Annotated in this window: 16 protein-coding genes and 1 tRNA gene; all 17 read left to right on the top strand. The window is 57.4% G+C overall.

Annotated features, from left to right (window positions below):
• A partial coding sequence (locus HF921_RS08170; protein WP_215893644.1) for a PLP-dependent transferase occupies positions 1-158 on the top strand: 158 nt, incomplete at its 5' end.
• A 63-nt stretch (positions 159-221) separates the two neighbouring features.
• A complete protein-coding gene (locus HF921_RS08165) occupies positions 222-815 on the top strand; it encodes a CBS domain-containing protein (RefSeq protein WP_064220374.1) in 594 nt (197 codons plus the stop codon).
• Positions 816-853: 38 nt separating this feature from the next.
• Complete coding sequence (locus tag HF921_RS08160; protein ID WP_215850264.1) at positions 854-2179, top strand: hemolysin family protein; 1326 nt, start codon at positions 854-856, stop codon at positions 2177-2179.
• A gap of 10 nt (positions 2180-2189) precedes the next feature.
• Positions 2190-3227 (top strand): tRNA preQ1(34) S-adenosylmethionine ribosyltransferase-isomerase QueA, encoded by a 1038-nt coding sequence (gene queA, locus HF921_RS08155; RefSeq protein WP_064220372.1) that lies wholly within the window; start codon positions 2190-2192, stop codon positions 3225-3227.
• Complete coding sequence (gene tgt / locus HF921_RS08150) at positions 3224-4339, top strand: tRNA guanosine(34) transglycosylase Tgt (RefSeq protein WP_064220371.1); 1116 nt, start codon at positions 3224-3226, stop codon at positions 4337-4339. The genes queA and tgt overlap by 4 nt, the downstream gene beginning before the upstream one ends.
• A gap of 41 nt (positions 4340-4380) precedes the next feature.
• A complete protein-coding gene (gene yajC, locus HF921_RS08145; RefSeq protein WP_215850261.1) occupies positions 4381-4719 on the top strand; it encodes a preprotein translocase subunit YajC in 339 nt (112 codons plus the stop codon).
• Between the two features lie 10 nt (positions 4720-4729).
• The gene (gene secD / locus HF921_RS08140; RefSeq protein WP_064220369.1) at positions 4730-6514 is read left to right on the top strand and encodes a protein translocase subunit SecD; all 1785 of its coding nucleotides are present in this window, start codon (positions 4730-4732) and stop codon (positions 6512-6514) included.
• Between the two features lie 7 nt (positions 6515-6521).
• The gene (gene secF / locus HF921_RS08135; RefSeq protein ID WP_215893643.1) at positions 6522-7472 is read left to right on the top strand and encodes a protein translocase subunit SecF; all 951 of its coding nucleotides are present in this window, start codon (positions 6522-6524) and stop codon (positions 7470-7472) included.
• A 69-nt stretch (positions 7473-7541) separates the two neighbouring features.
• Positions 7542-7630, top strand: a tRNA-Ser gene (locus tag HF921_RS08130).
• Positions 7631-7831: 201 nt separating this feature from the next.
• Positions 7832-9091: a DEAD/DEAH box helicase gene (locus HF921_RS08125; protein ID WP_215893642.1), complete on the top strand. Its 1260-nt coding sequence runs from the start codon at positions 7832-7834 to the stop codon at positions 9089-9091.
• A 117-nt stretch (positions 9092-9208) separates the two neighbouring features.
• Positions 9209-9940, top strand: a complete 732-nt coding sequence (phoB, locus tag HF921_RS08120; protein ID WP_064220366.1) for a phosphate regulon transcriptional regulator PhoB — start codon at positions 9209-9211, stop codon at positions 9938-9940.
• A gap of 61 nt (positions 9941-10001) precedes the next feature.
• Entirely contained in the window at positions 10002-11333 is a 1332-nt protein-coding gene (gene phoR / locus HF921_RS08115; protein ID WP_215849651.1) for a phosphate regulon sensor histidine kinase PhoR, read from the top strand.
• 319 nt (positions 11334-11652) lie between these two features.
• Positions 11653-12420, top strand: a complete 768-nt coding sequence (pstB, locus tag HF921_RS08110; protein WP_064219620.1) for a phosphate ABC transporter ATP-binding protein PstB — start codon at positions 11653-11655, stop codon at positions 12418-12420.
• A gap of 11 nt (positions 12421-12431) precedes the next feature.
• Positions 12432-13145: a phosphate signaling complex protein PhoU gene (gene phoU / locus HF921_RS08105; protein ID WP_064219621.1), complete on the top strand. Its 714-nt coding sequence runs from the start codon at positions 12432-12434 to the stop codon at positions 13143-13145.
• 2 nt (positions 13146-13147) lie between these two features.
• A complete protein-coding gene (locus HF921_RS08100) occupies positions 13148-14659 on the top strand; it encodes a Ppx/GppA phosphatase family protein (protein WP_064219622.1) in 1512 nt (503 codons plus the stop codon).
• Positions 14660-14702: 43 nt separating this feature from the next.
• Positions 14703-15839: a glycosyltransferase family 4 protein gene (locus tag HF921_RS08095; RefSeq protein ID WP_064219623.1), complete on the top strand. Its 1137-nt coding sequence runs from the start codon at positions 14703-14705 to the stop codon at positions 15837-15839.
• Between the two features lie 97 nt (positions 15840-15936).
• Entirely contained in the window at positions 15937-16536 is a 600-nt protein-coding gene (locus HF921_RS08090) for a DedA family protein (RefSeq protein ID WP_229066151.1), read from the top strand.
• Positions 16537-16561: the final 25 nt, after the last annotated feature.

Here is a 16561-nt window from a genome sequence, read left to right as displayed (position 1 = left end):
CCCCCCCCGCCAGCACGACTCACAGCCGGGTCGGTTCTGAGGCGCGGGCAGCGGCGGGGATTGGCGATGGTCTGCTGCGGATCAGTGTCGGACTGGAGCATGCTGACGACCTGCGCGATGATCTGGAGCGCGGCTTTGCCGCCATTGCGGTCCGCTGATTTGCGCTCTCCTTGGACAGAGGCGAGTTTCCCAGCCACTTTTTCAACTGCGGAGATAATGAAATGACAAGATTCCGTGCATTACAACGTCATGGACTCAAGCCGGACACGCGTATCTGTATGTTTGATGACGGGATGTCATTGACAGTGACGCCCAGCGACATGGCGATCAAAAGCATGACCGACCTCGGTCGGGTACCCGCTGTGGCGACGAAGCCGGAAAGCACCATCGATCAGGCCCTGCAACGCATGATTCATGCGGGTGTCCGAATGCTTTTTGTGCTGGATGACTTCGGTATGCTGGTCGGCTTGGTCACCGCCCGTGATCTCATGGGTGAAAAACCCGTCAAACTGGCAGCTGAAAACCACGTCGTGCGGGACTCCATCAAGGTGCAAGATATCATGGTGCCTCGGGGGCAGATTGATGTACTCGACTTCGCTGAAGTGGAGCGGTCTACCGTGGGAGATATCGTTCTCACCCTGCGCAAGGCAGGGCGTCAGCATGCCCTGGTGCGTGAGGAAACACTCCGCGGTGAAGAGATTCGCGGTGTTTTTTCCATCAGTCAGATAGCGCGACAACTGGGGGTGGCCATACAGACCAACGATGTGGTACAGAGTTTTGCCGAGTTGGAGCAACTCATCACCAGTGATGACTGAACGACACCCCCGCCACGCGCGGGCGGGAGTGCCCTCCCATGCATGAGATCAACGGGCTGCTGCTGGCAGTCCTGCTGATTCTGCTGAATGGTTTTTTTGTTGCGGCAGAATTTGCGCTGGTGCGATTACGCAGTACCCATGCCCGTACCCTGGCCCAGGAGCATGGGTTGCGCGGGCGCATTTTGATGCGGATGCATCGGCGGCTGGATGCTTATCTCTCTGCCACACAACTCGGTATTACTATTGCGTCGTTGGGTATCGGTTGGGTTGGCGAACCCACTGTAGCGCGTTTGCTCCAACCTCTTTTCCGGGCTGCTGGGGTGAGTGATCCAACGGCGTTGCGATCAGTTTCTTTTGCCGTCGGCTTCGCCCTGATCTCCTTCATCGTCATTGTGATCGGCGAGCTGGTACCCAAGTCGCTAGCCATCCGCAAGGTGGAGGCAGTGTCCCTGTGGACCGGTGCGCCCCTCTACGCCTTTTACTGGCTCATGTACCCGGCGATCTGGGTACTCAATGGCGCGACCCGCATCGTGTTGCGCCTCTTTGCGCTGCGGGTGGATCAGCATGCCGGCGAAGCACCCCATTCCCGCGACGAACTGGCGATGATCCTGGCCCTCAGTCAGGCGCAGGGCACCCTCGGCCAGCGCACCGGAGATATTCTCGACCGCACCCTCGATTTTACGGAGCTGACGGCCGGGGACCTGATGCGTCCCGCCGCCGAGATGGTTTGTCTGATGTCGGAAGACAGCCCGGAAGAGATCCGCCAAGTGATGATGCGCCATCGCTTTACTCGCTATCCGGTGTGCGAAGGGGACCGCCAGCATGTGGTCGGCTTGCTCCACGTCAAGGATGCTTTTGCGGCCCTGTCAAAGCGCCCGGACCTGGGTGACCTGAAAACACTCCTGCGCCCGCTACCTTCCGTAGGCAAGGCGTTACCGGCCATGGACTTGCTCAGCCATTTTCGTTCCGGCCACCCGCATTTTGCGTTGGTGGTGGATGATTTGGGCACCATCACCGGCTTTGTCACCTTGGATCATGTACTGGAAAGCCTGCTTGGAGTTATCCCCGACGAGTTCCGCCACCAGCGGCGGGAGTGGCGACGGCGCCTCGATGGCAGTTGGGTGGGCTCGGGCAGTCTCTCGCTGTATTCCCTGGAGCGCAGCCTCCACATCGACATCGAGGAGGAGACCGCAGATACCATCGGTGGGCTGATCATGCGCCAACTCGAAAGAGTTCCGGAAGAGGGCGAGCGGGTCGCTTTTGCCAATTTCGACGTGGTAGTCTTGCGTAAAAAGGGCCCACGCATCACACTGGTGCAGGTGATCCCGCACCCTGACCAACCTGAATCCGACTGGTTTTCCTGACACTAACTCCATGCAAAAAAGTGATTTTTATTATGAATTGCCCGACGCACTGATCGCTCAGGTCCCACTCGCGGAACGCGGGGCGGCGCGCATGCTTATCGTCGATGGCCGTCAGGGCAGCTGGGAAGATGCGCGGATACGCGATCTACCCAATCTGCTTCAGCCCGGAGACCTGCTGGTACTCAATGATACCCGTGTGCTTCCTGCGCGTTTGCAGGCCTGCAAAGCAACGGGCGGCACGGTAGAACTACTGCTCGACCGACTGCTCGATGTTCAGGAGGGTTGGTTTCTGGCGAAATCCTCGAAAGCTCTGCGGCCGGGTATGGCCATTCATTTGTCGGGTGGTGCCGTTGCCATGGTAGAGGAAAAGGATGGCATGGAAGTTCGTCTGCGACTGTCTGCGGACGCCCAGTGGTTACCCATTCTTGAAACTGAAGGGAGCGTGCCTTTGCCGCCCTACATCAGGCGCGCACCGGAGGCCTGTGATCGGGAGCGCTATCAGACCATCTATGCGGCCCATCCCGGTGCGGTGGCCGCACCCACCGCCGGGTTGCATTTCGATGTGCAGCTACTGGATGCCCTCGCGGCGCGCGGTATTGAACGGACCTTCGTGACCCTCCACGTCGGCGCCGGGACTTTCCTCCCGGTACGCAGTGACGATATTACCGAGCACCCCATGCATGCCGAAACCATGGAAGTCAGCGCGGCGACTGTAGCCGCCGTTGCCGCTGCGAAGGCGCGGGGCAAGCGGGTGATCGCCGTAGGTACCACGGCCTGCCGCGCGTTGGAGACAGCGGCACAGGATGGGACCTTGCGCCCTTACACGGGGGAGACCCGCCTGTTCATCTATCCCGGTAAGACCTTTCAGGTGATAGATGGGCTGTTGACCAATTTTCACCTCCCGGAATCCACCCTGCTTATGCTGGTCTGTGCTTTTGCTGGCACGGAGTGCATGCTCGCTGCCTATCGCCACGCGGTGGCAGAGGGCTATCGGTTTTTCAGCTACGGAGATGCGATGCTGATTTCCCCTCAGGTCGGACAGCGGTGAGTATTTATCAGTTGTTGGCCCGTGATGGCGCAGCCCGGCGCGGCGTTCTGCGTCTGCCCCGCGGTAATATTCAGACGCCTGCCTTTATGCCGGTGGGTACCTATGGCACCGTCAAGGCCATGTCTCCCGAGGAGTTGAAGACGCTGGGGGCTGAAATTATCCTCGGCAACACCTTTCATCTCTTTCTGCGTCCCGGTCTGGAGGTCATCAGCGCGGTCGGCGGCCTGCATAAGATGATGCATTGGGATCGGCCCATCCTCACCGATTCGGGCGGTTTCCAGGTCTTCAGTCTGGGCGCGCTGCGTAGGCTGACGGAGGCAGGGGTGCAATTCCGTGCGCCCACCGATGGCCACAAGGTTTTTCTGGGGCCGGAAGAGTCCATGCAGATTCAGGCGGCGCTGGGTTCGGACATCGCTATGGTCTTCGATGAATGTACGCCCCACCCTGCCACCTACGAAGAAGCCCGTGTCAGCATGGAGCTTTCTTTGCGCTGGGCGGCGCGCTCCCGTGCCTCTTACGCCGGGCCGGGTCAGCTCTTCGGCATCGTCCAGGGTGGAATGTATGGAGATTTACGTCAGCGTTCCTTAGCGGGATTGCAGCGACTGGATTTCCCCGGTCTTGCTATCGGTGGACTTTCGGTAGGGGAGAGCAAGGCGGAGATGAGGCAGGTGCTGGAAGATCTCATGCCGCAGATGCCCGAGGATCGGCCTCGCTACCTTATGGGCGTCGGGACGCCCGAGGATCTGGTGGAGGGTGTGTGTCGCGGTGTAGATATGTTCGATTGTGTCATGCCGACCCGCAATGCCCGCAATGGCTGGCTTTTTACCCGTGATGGCATTCTCAGGCTGCGCAATGCTCGTTATGAGAAAGATGCCCTGCCGCCGGACCCGCAATGCGCCTGCTACACCTGTCAGAACTACAGCAGGGCCTATCTGCGTCACTTACAGCGTAGTCATGAAATCCTCGGCGCACGCCTGAACACGCTGCATAATCTGCACTACTATCAGGAGCTGATGGCGGGGCTGCGGGAGGCCATTGCTGCCGGTCACCTGGATGCTTTTGCAGATGATTTCTATCGCCGCCGTCGTGCTGGTTCCCTAGTCGATGCCTAAAGGCTACAATAGCGGCCCGCAGACCTGATCTGGAGTAGATAATGAATTTTTCGCCTATCGCCAATGCTTATGCCGGAACTGCGGTGGGGGAGGGTGGTCCAGATTCCATTTTTATGCAGATCGTCCCGCTGGTTATCATTTTCGCCATTTTCTATTTTCTGCTGATTCGTCCGCAGATGAAAAAAGCGAAAGAGCAACGCCAGTTGATTGCGGCGATTTCCAAGGGTGATGAAGTGGTTACCCAGGGTGGTCTGGCCGGGCGGGTCATGCAGGTGGGTGAGGATTATCTGCAACTTGAAATTGCTGAAGGGGTCATTGTAAAAGTTCAGCGGGCCTCAGTGACGTTACTGTTGCCCAAAGGGACATTGAAAAAACTGTAAAGGCTCGTTCATGACCCGTTATCCATGGTGGAAGTACCTGATTATCCTAGCGGTTGTATTGCCCTCCCTGTTTTACGCACTGCCCAACTTCTATGGCTGGCACTCTGCCGTAGAGGTGCGCGCGCCCGCGGGGACTCTCCTGCCGCCGGTGGCTACGATGCGGGGCTGGCTGCAAGCGGCCAATGTTCCGGTCACCCGCGTCAACTCGGATGGGACGGGCAGCACCTTCTTTTTCCCCAACAATGATGCCCAGGGTCTGGCCGAAACGTTGCTGCAAAGTAAACTCCCTGGCAATGCTCAGGTCATTCTTTCGCAGATGTCTGCAGAGCCGGACTGGTTAAGCAGTCTCGGCGGCAAACCCGTCAATCTGGGTCTTGATCTGCGCGGCGGTGTGTACCTCCTGCTGCGCGTCGACACCGATGCCGTTATCAAACATGCTCTGGAACAGGACAGCGGCAGCTTGCGTACCTTCCTCCGCCACCAGAATCTGCAATATCTGGCGGTCAATGTAACCGGACCGCAAAATCTTGCCGTCGAGATGGAAAACGCGGCAGTCGCGGCGCAGGCGCAAAAGGTTATTGCCGGGCATTATCCCGATTATGCCATCACCCTGCAGCCTAATGCGGTGTTAGACGTAAGCCTCACCCCCGATGCCGCCAGGAAAATGAAGGATGACGCGCTGCAACAGGCCATTGTCGTCATTCGCAATCGTATTGATGAATTGGGTGTTTCCGAGCCGGTCATCCAGCGTCAGGGTGCTGCGCATATCGCTGTGCAATTGCCGGGTGTGCAGGACACCCAGCGCGCTAAATCCATTATCGGTTCCACTGCCCAACTTGAATTCAAGATGGTGGATGAGCAGGCCAACATGGCGGCCGCGCTCAAAGGTGACCTGCCCCCCGGTACCGCCCTGTTTTACGGCGCTCATGGCGCGCCTTACGTACTTTATACGAATACGGTGCTCACGGGCCGCTATCTCAGCAACGCCAGCGCGGGGGTAGACAACAGTAGCGGTCAGGCCATTGTCAATGTCAGTTTCAACAATGCGGGAACCCGTATCTTCGGTGATCTGACTACCAAAAATGTGGGTAAGCGTATGGCTATTCTGCTGGATAACAAGGTGGTGACCGCGCCGGTGATACGTGAAGCCATTACGGGAGGCCGGGCCCAGATTACCGGATTCTCCGGTCTGAAAGACGCCAGTAATGCCGCGATTGAATTGCGGGCCGGCGCGTTACCCGCGCCCGTTCATATTTCGGAAGAGCGCACCGTTGGTCCGACTCTGGGCCAGGACTCCATCCACGACGGGGTGATGGCAGTGGTCTTCGGCATGCTCTTCGTCGTGCTCTTCATGACGTTTTATTACCGGGCTTTTGGTCTGATTGCCGATCTCGCTATCCTGGTGAACGTTCTGGCCATTCTGGCGGTGCTCTCGATAATGGGTGGTACCCTGACTCTGCCGGGTATTGCCGGTATCGTACTGAAGATCGGCCTGGCGGTGGATGCCAACGTGCTGGTATTCGAGCGCATCCGCGAGGAATTACGGCATGGCATGAGTACCCGTGCCGCTATTGATGCCGGCTTTAAGAAGGCCTTTGCCACCATTGTGGACTCCAATGTCACGGTACTTATCGCCGCGCTGGTGCTCTTCCAGTTTGGCACCGGAGCCATCAAGGGTTTCGCGTTGGTGCTGACTATCGGAGTGATCACGTCCATGTTTACCGCGACTATGATGAGTCGTGGCATCATCGAACTCGCCCTCGGTAAGCGGCGCGTGCAAAAGCTATATATCTGAGGCCGCGATGGAACTCTTTAGAACCCGTACCCATGTTGATTTCATGTCCAGACGCTGGATTTTTCTGGGCGTGTCCGCTTTGCTGATCGTTGCCTCAATCGCCGTTTTTCTGGTACGCGGGCTGAACTACAGCATCGACTTCACCGGCGGCACGCTGGTGGAGCTGGCCTTCAGCAAGACTCCGGACTTGGGGACCGTGCGTGGGACGCTCGCGCAGGCGGGTTTTCACGATGCGGTGGTGCAGACCTTCGGTGGGGATCGTGATCTGCTGATTCGTTTGCGCACCGTGCCTGGCGAGAGCAGCGCGGTGGGTAACAAGATTTTGCAGGTGTTTCAGAAAGATCAGATGAAGTACCCGGACGTGCAGTTGCGCCGCACCGAATATGTCGGCCCGGAGGTGGGTAAGGAATTGCGGAATAAGGGGGTCATGGCGCTCATCATCGTGACTCTGGGCATCCTGATTTATGTGGGGTTTCGCTTCGAGTGGCGCTTTGCCGTGGGCGGTGTGCTTGCCATGCTTCACGACCCCATTCTGGTGGTGGGCTTTTTCGCCATCAGCCAGGAAGAGTTTTCCCTGACCGTGATTGCGGCTTTGCTGGTCATCATGGGCTATTCGCTCAACGATACGGTGGTGGTTTTCGACCGCATGCGTGAAGACCTGCGGGCGTCCCGCAGCGGCGATGTGGCGCAGATTTTCAACGTCGCTATCAATGAGACCCTGTCACGAACGGTGATTACCAGTTTCATCACCTTCATGGTCGCCCTGTCGCTCTTCCTCTTCGGCGGGCCGGTGATTCACGGCTTTGCCACGGCGCTGCTTATCGGTGTGGTGGTGGGTACTTATTCCTCAATTTTCGTCGCGAGCCCGATTGCCCTGTGGTTGGGGCTCAAGCGGGAGCACGTCCTCAAACGCCAGTTTATCAGTGCCAAGGATCGTAACGACGGCGCCACCTTGTAGCGCTGTACTGCGTTTGCCGGCGCGGCGCACTTGCCGTTGGCGTCAGGAAAGATTAAGGTATGCCCCCACGGAGAGGTACCGAAGTGGCCATAACGGCGCCGACTCGAAATCGGATGGGGGGCAACCCCACGTGGGTTCGAATCCCACCCTCTCCGCCAACACCATGCAAATTCCTGATAACTTGAAAATAAATTTTAAACTCAATATATTACTCGCAATAATTAGTATGTTCTGTTAAAGTGCACCCGCCGTCATGCCTCAGTCTGTATGATGTGCGTCGCACTGGTCTCCACCTTGATGAAGCGTCTGCCATAGACTGGCGCCCCTGTGGCGAGGCCGGTGTTTTCGGAGTAAAAATTATGTCATCTTTTGAATCCCTTGGGCTTTCTGAGCCCATTTGGCGTGCGGCTGCCGAGCGCGGTTACACTACCCCCACCCCCATTCAGGAGCAGGCCATCCCCGTGGTCATGTCCGGCGTCGACCTGTTGGCCGGCGCGCAGACGGGTACCGGCAAGACCGCTGCCTTTGCCATGCCCATTCTGCACAAACTGTCCGCTACCGCAGATACCGCGGCGCGTGCTTCCTCCAGTGTGCGCGCGCTGATTCTGGTTCCCACCCGTGAACTGGCGGCGCAGGTAGAGGAGAGCGTGCAGTTATACGGGCGCTATCTTTCCCTGCGTTCGCTGGTGCTCATCGGTGGTGTCAAGATCAATCCGCAGATGCAGAAACTACGCCGCAGTGTGGACGTATTGGTCGCTACCCCCGGTCGCCTGCTGGATCATATCCAGCAGCGCAGCGTCGACCTCTCTCACGTCGAAATTTTGGTGCTCGACGAAGCCGACCGCATGCTCGACATGGGCTTTATCCGTGATATCCGACGCATCCTTGCGGTATTGCCGAAAAAACGCCAAAACCTGCTGTTCTCGGCGACGTTTTCACCGGAAATCCGCAGTCTGGCCGATGGCCTGCTGAACAACCCGGCCAGCGTCGAGGTCGCGACGCGCAATGCCACTGCCGACAACGTCGCGCAGCGGGTTTTTGCCGTCGATCAGGATCGCAAGCGCGAACTCCTCGCGCACTTGATTGAAGAACATCAATGGGGGCAGGTGCTGGTCTTCACCCGCACCAAACATGGCGCCGATCGACTTGCCAAGCATTTGTCCCAGGATGGTATGCAGGCCATGGCCATTCACGGCGACAAGAGTCAGGGCGCACGTACCCGCGCCCTGGCGGAGTTCAAGGAAGGTAAAGTACGGGTATTGGTCGCGACGGATATCGCCGCCCGCGGTATCGATATCAGTGAGTTGCCCCATGTGGTTAATTTTGAGCTCCCCCATGTGCCAGAGGATTATGTCCATCGCATCGGACGAACCGGTCGCGCTGGCAACAATGGCCAGGCGGTATCGCTGGTGAGCGGTGAGGAGCGTAAGCAGTTGCAGGATGTGGAAAAACTGCTGCGCCGCTCCTTTGACCGGGAGATCGTCGTCGGTTTCGAGCCGCGCCACCCCTTCTCCAGTCATGCGCCATCATCGGTTTCGCGCCGTCCGCCTCAAGCCGCAGGGCGGGGTCGACCCGGTTCAGGGGCAGCGCCTTCGGGCCGTGCCCGCCGCACCTACTAAGGTATGGTCCTTCCCATCCTGCACTGACCGGGTTACCTTTGTCGCAATGCCCTGGCATCCCGCCAGGGCTTGCGTCACAATAAGCAGATGATGAGCGCGTCTGAGCGAAAGGCAGGTATGGACGAAGACAAGGCATCCTCCCGCATCCTGGTGGTTGAAGATGAGGAAGGTATTCAGGAACTTCTGCGCGTCACCCTGCAGCGTCAGGGCTTTGAGGTGCGCTGTGAGGGGAGTGTCGAATCTGCGGAAGCGGTACTTCTGACCTGGGGGCCGCAGTTACTCGTTCTTGACTGGATGCTTCCTGGTGAGAACGGCCTGGTATGGTGTCGTACCCTGCGCCGTCGTGAAGAGACCCGGAAGCTGCCCATCATTTTGCTTACTGCACGCGGTGAGGAGGGCGACCGGGTGCATGGTCTTGAATCAGGTGCGGACGATTATCTGGCCAAACCTTTTTCTCCGCGGGAGTTGGTGGCACGGGTCAATGCCTTGTTACGGCGCAGTTATGGTGGTACGGCAGCCAGCCGGGTACGGCTCGGTGATCTGCAGGTGGACCTGCGCGCGCATCGGGTGTACGCCGGTGAGGTGCAAATCCATCTCGGCCCTACCGAGTTTCGCCTTTTGCGTCTTTTTGTGACCAACCCGGAACGAGTTTTTTCGCGGGACATGCTACTCGATCAGATATGGGGGCGGCAGAGCTTCATCGAAGAGCGGACGGTCGATGTTCACATCCGCCGCTTGCGGCGGGAGTTGGACCACCATGGTTACGCTCATATCATCGAAACAGTAAGAGGTGAAGGCTATCGCTGTAGTGCCCTGGGTTTGCAGCGAGAAGCGGTGGACGAACGATGACTGGCACGGTAGCCTTTGAGCGTTCGGGCTGTCGTCATGCGCGTTGTTACCCTTTTCCGGCGTGAAATACCTCCGTGCCTGGTTTTATCCCGTAGCACTCTGGGCGCTGATTCCGATTTTTTTGGTCGCCGATGATTTGCGGCGTGCTTGGTCCTTCCTCCCATTGATGATCATCGCGCTCTTGCTGGCGCTCTGGGTCGGCTGGCATCGTCAGCAATCCCAGAGTTTCAGCGCCTGGTTCCGCAACCCGGACACCTTGCTGCCCCCGCTGGCGGGGGGGATGTGGGAGGAGACTTTTGCCGAGGGCTACCACTGGCGGCGTGATCAGGAAGCACAACATCGCCTGCTCAGCGCCCAAATTGTCCAATTGCGCGACGCCTTGCAGGCCATGCCTGACGTTGTGGTGCTCATGGATGCGCGCGGCCAGCTACTTTGGGTGAATCCTTCCGGTATCCGCTTACTGCAGTTGCAATGGCCGGAGGATGCTGGTAAACCGCTGGCGTTCTGGTTGCGAACCCCTAATTTGCGCGCCTTTTTGGCCGGTGAAGGGCCGCCCAGTCTGCAACTCCCCGCCCCGGCGGATGCCCAGCAGATACTGGAGGGGATGCGCTATCCTCTTGCCGATGCCGGTGCCTTGGTCATCTTCCGGGACGTGACTCGTATCCGTCAACTCGAACAGGTCCGTCAAGACTTCGTGGCTAATGTCTCTCACGAACTGCGCAGCCCGCTGACAGTGGTGCGCGGTTTCCTGGAAAACATGTTGGACAGTTCCATCGCCGCCGACGATGAGGTGAGCAGTCAACTCCGTCTCATGGAACAGCAGACGCTGCGCATGCAGTCTTTGGTCGAAGACCTGCTGTCTCTGGCGCGCATGGAAGCTGCCGAAGCGAATCCGGAACACTGCGAAACGCTGAGGATCGCAGATATGATACACAACATGTTGGACACCCTGGCACCGGCGATAGCGCAAAAACGCTTGCAGATCAATACGGCGCTGGATGGCGACTTGGGTTTTTTCGCAGAAACCATCGATCTGACCAGTATCATTCGCAACTTATTAGAAAACGCCATCAAATACACCCCGGCAAACCGCACCGTCAATGTACGTTGGGAGCGCCGCCCCGGCGAACTGCTTTTTGTGGTGCAAGATACCGGCGATGGTATCGCTGTCGAGCATTTGCAGCGTATCACCGAGCGCTTTTACCGGGTGGACAAAGGCCGATCCCGACGCATAGGTGGGACGGGGCTGGGATTGGCTATTGTCCGTCACGCCGTCGAGCGCTATCAGGGGCATCTGGAAGTAGCCAGTGAAGTAGGCAAAGGAACCACTTTTACTGCGCATTTTCCCCTCCACCTCGCCCGTAGTGTTGTGCCTGATTCCGCAGTGTCATAAAATTGTAACAAGGTCTTGCTATAGTTTCTGTGCAGGATCTGAGCTAAAGCGGTTGGGCTTGTCCTCCAGTACTATGCGTAAGATGGTCCTGTCTTGTTGGGGGCACCCAACTGGAGGGCAATTCTTCTAAGGTGACTTATCTTCAGCACGAATCTGGACAAGCCGATCGCCTATGCCCCCGCCGTTATTTTTCAATTTGTCATGAGTCATTATCCGGAATGGCAGCATTTGCCTGGGCCGGCGCGTTGATAGCTGCCATGGCTGTGCTAGTCTTGAGCCTTGTTTCCCGCTTTCTTATCAAAGACAGGAGTCCGTGTTGATGTCGGAGCCTCAGAAAACCAAAATATCTGTCCGCCACCTGGATTTTTTTTACGGGAGCAACAAGGCCCTCATAGATATCAACCTGGAAATGCCAGAAAACCAGGTGACAGCGTTCATCGGGCCATCTGGTTGTGGTAAGTCGACACTCCTGCGGGTATTTAATCGCATGTATTCTCTGTACCCTGGACAGAGGGCGACCGGCGAGGTACTGCTGGATGGAGAAAATGTGCTGGCCCCCGGCATGGATGTAAATATGCTGCGCGCTAAAATTGGTATGGTATTTCAGAAGCCGACGCCTTTTCCCATGTCCATCTATGACAACATTGCCTTTGGCATCAAGCTCTATGAAAAATTGCGCAAGGTAGAGATGGACGAGCGGGTGGAACAGGCGTTGCGTCAGGCGGCCCTTTGGGAAGAGGTGAAGGATAAGCTCAAGACGAGTGGGCTGGGGTTGTCCGGTGGCCAGCAGCAACGCCTGTGTATTGCGCGTGCGGTTGCGGTGCAACCAGAAGTGATCTTGCTGGATGAGCCGACCTCGGCGCTGGACCCTATCGCCACCCTCAAGATTGAAGAGCTGGTGAGTGAATTGCGGAATCAGTTTACGATTCTGATCGTCACTCACAACATGCAGCAAGCGGCGCGTGTCTCTGATTATACGGCATTTATGTATATCGGAGAAATGGTGGAGTTCGGGTCTACCAATCAGTTGTTCACCAATCCCAGTAAAAAACAGACGGAAGACTACATCACGGGTCGCTACGGTTAAGGAGTGCAGCTATGGACAAAGAACCACATATTTCCCGGCGTTTTGAGGATGAACTTCATGAGGTCCACGCTTTAGTGCTCGCCATGGGGGGCGTGGTGGAAGAGCAGATCACGAATGCCGTCAAGGCACTGCAGGAGTCCGATGCCGAATTGGCCCGTGAAGTGATTGGCCGTGACCATGAGGTGAATGGTTATGAGGTGCGTATTGAGGAGGAGTGTATCAATATACTGGCTATGCGTCAGCCTGCCGCCAGTGATCTGCGTTTGGTGATGACCCTGATCAAGACTATCGCGGATCTGGAACGTATGGGAGACAAAGCCAGTAAAATTGCCGACATGGCCCTGGCCATGGGACACGGTGCGCGTAACGCCAATCCAGCCTTTCTCAGAGATGTGGGCGTTATGGCCGACTATGCCCTGAATATGTTGCGCCGTGCCATGGATGCTCTGGCCCGTGCGGATGCGGAGGAAGCCATCGCCGTCGCCAAAGGCGATGAAGTGCTCAATCAGGAATACCGTTCTGCCCTGCGCCGCCTGATCACTTACATGATGGAGGATCCGCGCACCATCACCCCAGCCATTGATGCCCTTTTTATTGCCAAGGCGATTGAGCGTATAGGTGACCATGCCCGGAACATCTGCGAATATGTTATTTACCTTGCCAAAGGAAAAAATGTCCGACATCTTCCGCTAGACGAGGTAGAACAAAGCATCCAGGGGAAATAGCCATGGCGGAACCCACAGCCACAGCAGAACTCACCAATTTTCTGGCGGCGGTGGATTTGGGTTCCAACTCCTTTCATATGGTTGTTGCGGAAGAGATTGGCTCTGATATCCGTCTGCATGATCGTTTGCGCGAAGGCGTTCGTTTGGCAGCGGGCTTGCGCGATGACGGTAGTCTTGATCCTGCGGTGGAGCAGCGCGCACTGGATTGCCTGGCTCGCTTCGGGCAGCGTCTGCGTGGTATCCGCCCGGAGCGGGTGCGGGTGATCGGCACGAATACCTTGCGCCATGCAAAGGCTGCAGAAGGCTTTGTGCATGCCATTGAAGCGACGCTCGGATACCCGTTGGAAATCGTGGCCGGTCGTGAAGAAGCCCGTCTGGTCTACCTGGGCGTTGCGCATAGCCTCGCGGTAGATGCGAATGAGCGGCGCCTGGTTGCGGATATCGGGGGGGGGAGTACCGAATTGATTGCGGGCCGGGGTTTCACCCCCAATCTGCGGGAGAGCCTGCACTTTGGCTGTGTGGCTTCTACCCGTGCCTATTTTCCCGAAGAGCTGATTACGGTGGCTGCTTGTGAGCGTCTCGAAAAGCGGGTGCGCATGGCGCTAGAACCCATGCTCGATGATTTTCTCCGCCACGGTTGGGATCAGGCGGTGGGTTCTTCGGGTACCATTAAGGCAATTGCTCGTATCCTCGCGGAGAATGGTCAGGGTTCGCGCATCACCCATGTCGGCATGCACTGGCTGCGTGAGCAAATGATACGCCTCGGTTCAGTGTCTGCGCTGACTCAGCTTAGAGGCCTGAAGGCGGATCGTGCCGCCGTTTTTCCGGGTGGCTTCATCATTCTCTTCGCGCTCTTCGAGTCCTTGCGTCTGCAGGAAATACGTTTTTCTGAGGGTGCTTTGCGCGAGGGGGCTATTTATGACCTGCTCGGGCGCATCCATCAGGAAGACACCCGGGAGATGAGCATCCGTGGTCTCCAGGAACGCTTTCACAGCCAGGTGCAGCGTAATCAGGGTGTGGCCCGGTGGGCAGAACACTTCTTTATGACAGCAGCCGCATCCTGGCCACTCCATGACGGGCATCGGCAATGGTTGCATTGGGCGGCTCTGACCCATGATATTGGCCTCGACATCGCCCATTCTGGATTTCACAAGCATGGTGAATATGTCTGGCGGAATGCCGATATTGCGGGATTTTCCCGTCGTGAGCAGGGTGTTGTTGCCGCACTTGTGCGTACTCAGCGCAAACGCTTGCCGAGCCTTGTCCAATTGCGTGCCCTGGGCATCGCGGCTGAAGATGTGGTGGCGTTGCAGCAACTGGCGGTCCTGCTACGCTTGGCTATCCTTTTTCATCGGGGCACGGCGCCGCTGGCGACACCTCCGGGTTTGACCGTGTCTGGTAAAAAACTGCTGCTGGCGTTGCCGCCGCAATGGTCGACAGAAATGCCGCTGATGGCTGCCGATCTGGAGCAGGAGCAGGAATGGGTCACGCCGGATTTTCATCTGCAATGGTAATCCGTTAAACCATTTTTTTAGCGACGCGAGGCGCGGGGTACGCATGTCAGAAGGTTTTGCTCACCTGGCCCTCATTACGGAAACCTATCCGCCAGAGGTGAACGGCGTAGCCCATACGCTGCAGCACATGGTAGAGAATCTCCGCGAGCGCGGTTATCGGGTCACCGTGTTACGCCCGCAGCAGGCGGGTGAAAGGGCAGGGAGTGATCTGTTGCGAGCCCTGTCTTTACCCTTCTATCCGCAGGTACGGGTGGGATACTGCCGACCTGGCTATATCGCTCAGCGGTTGCGAGTCTTGCGCCCAGATCTGGTACATATTGCTACGGAAGGCCCACTGGGTCTCGCCGGACTGTGGGCGGCCCGGCACCTTAAAATTCCCGTGGTGAGCAGTTTTCACACAAATTTTGACGGCTATGCCCGGTATTACCGTCTGCAATTTCTGCAGGGGCTGGTGTTGCGCTATCTCCGTAGTTTCCACAATGCCACCCGCAAAACCCTGGTACCCAGTCGGGGGACTTTCGTCCATCTGCGGGCGCAAGGGTTTCTGAACCTTGCCATGTGGCGACGCGGCGTGGATACGGTGCTCTTCAATCCGCGCTGGCGCAGCACAGAGCTACGCGCGCAACTTGGGTTGGATGGGGACGATGCGCTGTTGATTTATGTTGGGCGTCTGGCTCATGAAAAAAATATACCTGTTTTAATGAACGCTTACGAACACTTGCGGGAAACTTGGCGGGGGCCGGGCAGATTGCATCTCGCCCTGATCGGAGACGGGCCTCTGGCGGCCAGTCTCACCCGGCTGCGCCTCGCTGGTTTTTCCCTAGAGGGCATACAAAAAGGTGAGAATCTGGCGCGATGGTATGCCAGTGCGGACTTGTTCTGTTTCCCTTCCTGTAGTGAGACTTTTGGTAACGTCGTGCTGGAAGCTATGGCCAGTGCCCTGCCGGTACTGGCCTATGACACCTCCGGCGTCAATGAACATTTCCGTTCGCCAGATGAAGGTGTTCTGCTGCCCTTGGAGAGTGATTTTGCCGGCGCCATAAGTAATCTGCTTATGGATCGCGTGCGTTTACGGGAAATGGGCCAGCGTGCCCGGCAACGCGCAGAAGGACAAACCTGGACACATATTTTCGATGCGCTCCTCGGAGAGTACCGGAATAGCCTGGAGAAAATTTCTTGAGCCGCCCTAAAACCCAATTTGTGTCTGCAGCACCTTTGCTATCGTTGCGCAGCTCGGAAACGCTTCTGGCAGAAAGGGGGAGGATGCAATCATTGATGTGATCAACGAGGTGCTGAGCTGGTTGCATCTTCAACCCATTACGTTAGCGGTGATTATTGCCTTCCTGCGCCAGTATGGTTACTGGATCCTCTTTGTTGGCACCCTGCTGGAAGGGGAGGCTGTGGTGATTGTTGCCGGTGCCCTGGCGCATGCCGGCGTCCTGGATCTTCGCATGGTGATATTCATCTCCTGGTTGGGCAGTACCCTCAACGATCAGGTGCTTTACCAGCTCGGTTATCGTTATGGTGAACACCTGCTGAATATTCTGCCGCGCTTTCTGCGCCGCCATATAAATCAGGCTGAAATCTTGATTCGTCGCTTCGGTGACTGGGTGACATTGTTGTTCCGCTTCATTTATGGCACACGTACCATCACTCCCATCCTCTTGGGAGTGCACCGCTACCCGGTACGCCGCTATTTATGGATGAATCCGCTGGCGGCAGCGGTATGGGCGGCGGCCATCGCCGGGGTCGGTTATGTCCTCGGCGCCTCACTGCAGAGCTTGTTGCAAGGCGTTCAGCATGTGCAGATCATGCTGCTGCTGTTATTGATTGCGGGGGTGGGGGGGTATTGGTGGTGGCATCGGCATGGTGAATAACGTGCTGTGGCCACATCATGGCGGG

The organism is Acidithiobacillus ferriphilus (assembly GCF_018854775.1).
Classification (GTDB): Bacteria; Pseudomonadota; Gammaproteobacteria; order Acidithiobacillales; family Acidithiobacillaceae; genus Acidithiobacillus; species Acidithiobacillus ferriphilus.
Note: the sequence above shows the minus strand (reverse complement) of the source record. Positions and strands in the feature narration are given on the sequence as shown.

Bases quoted from the DNA above. Each gene is read 5' to 3' on its own strand.
- HF921_RS08165 (WP_064220374.1), top strand. From the start codon at position 222: ATGACAAGATTCCGTGCATTACAACGTCATGGACTCAAGCCGGACACG.
- HF921_RS08160 (WP_215850264.1), top strand. From the start codon at position 854: ATGCATGAGATCAACGGGCTGCTGCTGGCAGTCCTGCTGATTCTGCTG.
- queA (WP_064220372.1), top strand. From the start codon at position 2,190: ATGCAAAAAAGTGATTTTTATTATGAATTGCCCGACGCACTGATCGCT.
- yajC (WP_215850261.1), top strand. From the start codon at position 4,381: ATGAATTTTTCGCCTATCGCCAATGCTTATGCCGGAACTGCGGTGGGG.
- secD (WP_064220369.1), top strand. From the start codon at position 4,730: ATGACCCGTTATCCATGGTGGAAGTACCTGATTATCCTAGCGGTTGTA.
- secF (WP_215893643.1), top strand. From the start codon at position 6,522: ATGGAACTCTTTAGAACCCGTACCCATGTTGATTTCATGTCCAGACGC.
- HF921_RS08125 (WP_215893642.1), top strand. From the start codon at position 7,832: ATGTCATCTTTTGAATCCCTTGGGCTTTCTGAGCCCATTTGGCGTGCG.
- phoB (WP_064220366.1), top strand. From the start codon at position 9,209: ATGGACGAAGACAAGGCATCCTCCCGCATCCTGGTGGTTGAAGATGAG.
- pstB (WP_064219620.1), top strand. From the start codon at position 11,653: ATGTCGGAGCCTCAGAAAACCAAAATATCTGTCCGCCACCTGGATTTT.
- phoU (WP_064219621.1), top strand. From the start codon at position 12,432: ATGGACAAAGAACCACATATTTCCCGGCGTTTTGAGGATGAACTTCAT.
- HF921_RS08100 (WP_064219622.1), top strand. From the start codon at position 13,148: ATGGCGGAACCCACAGCCACAGCAGAACTCACCAATTTTCTGGCGGCG.
- HF921_RS08095 (WP_064219623.1), top strand. From the start codon at position 14,703: ATGTCAGAAGGTTTTGCTCACCTGGCCCTCATTACGGAAACCTATCCG.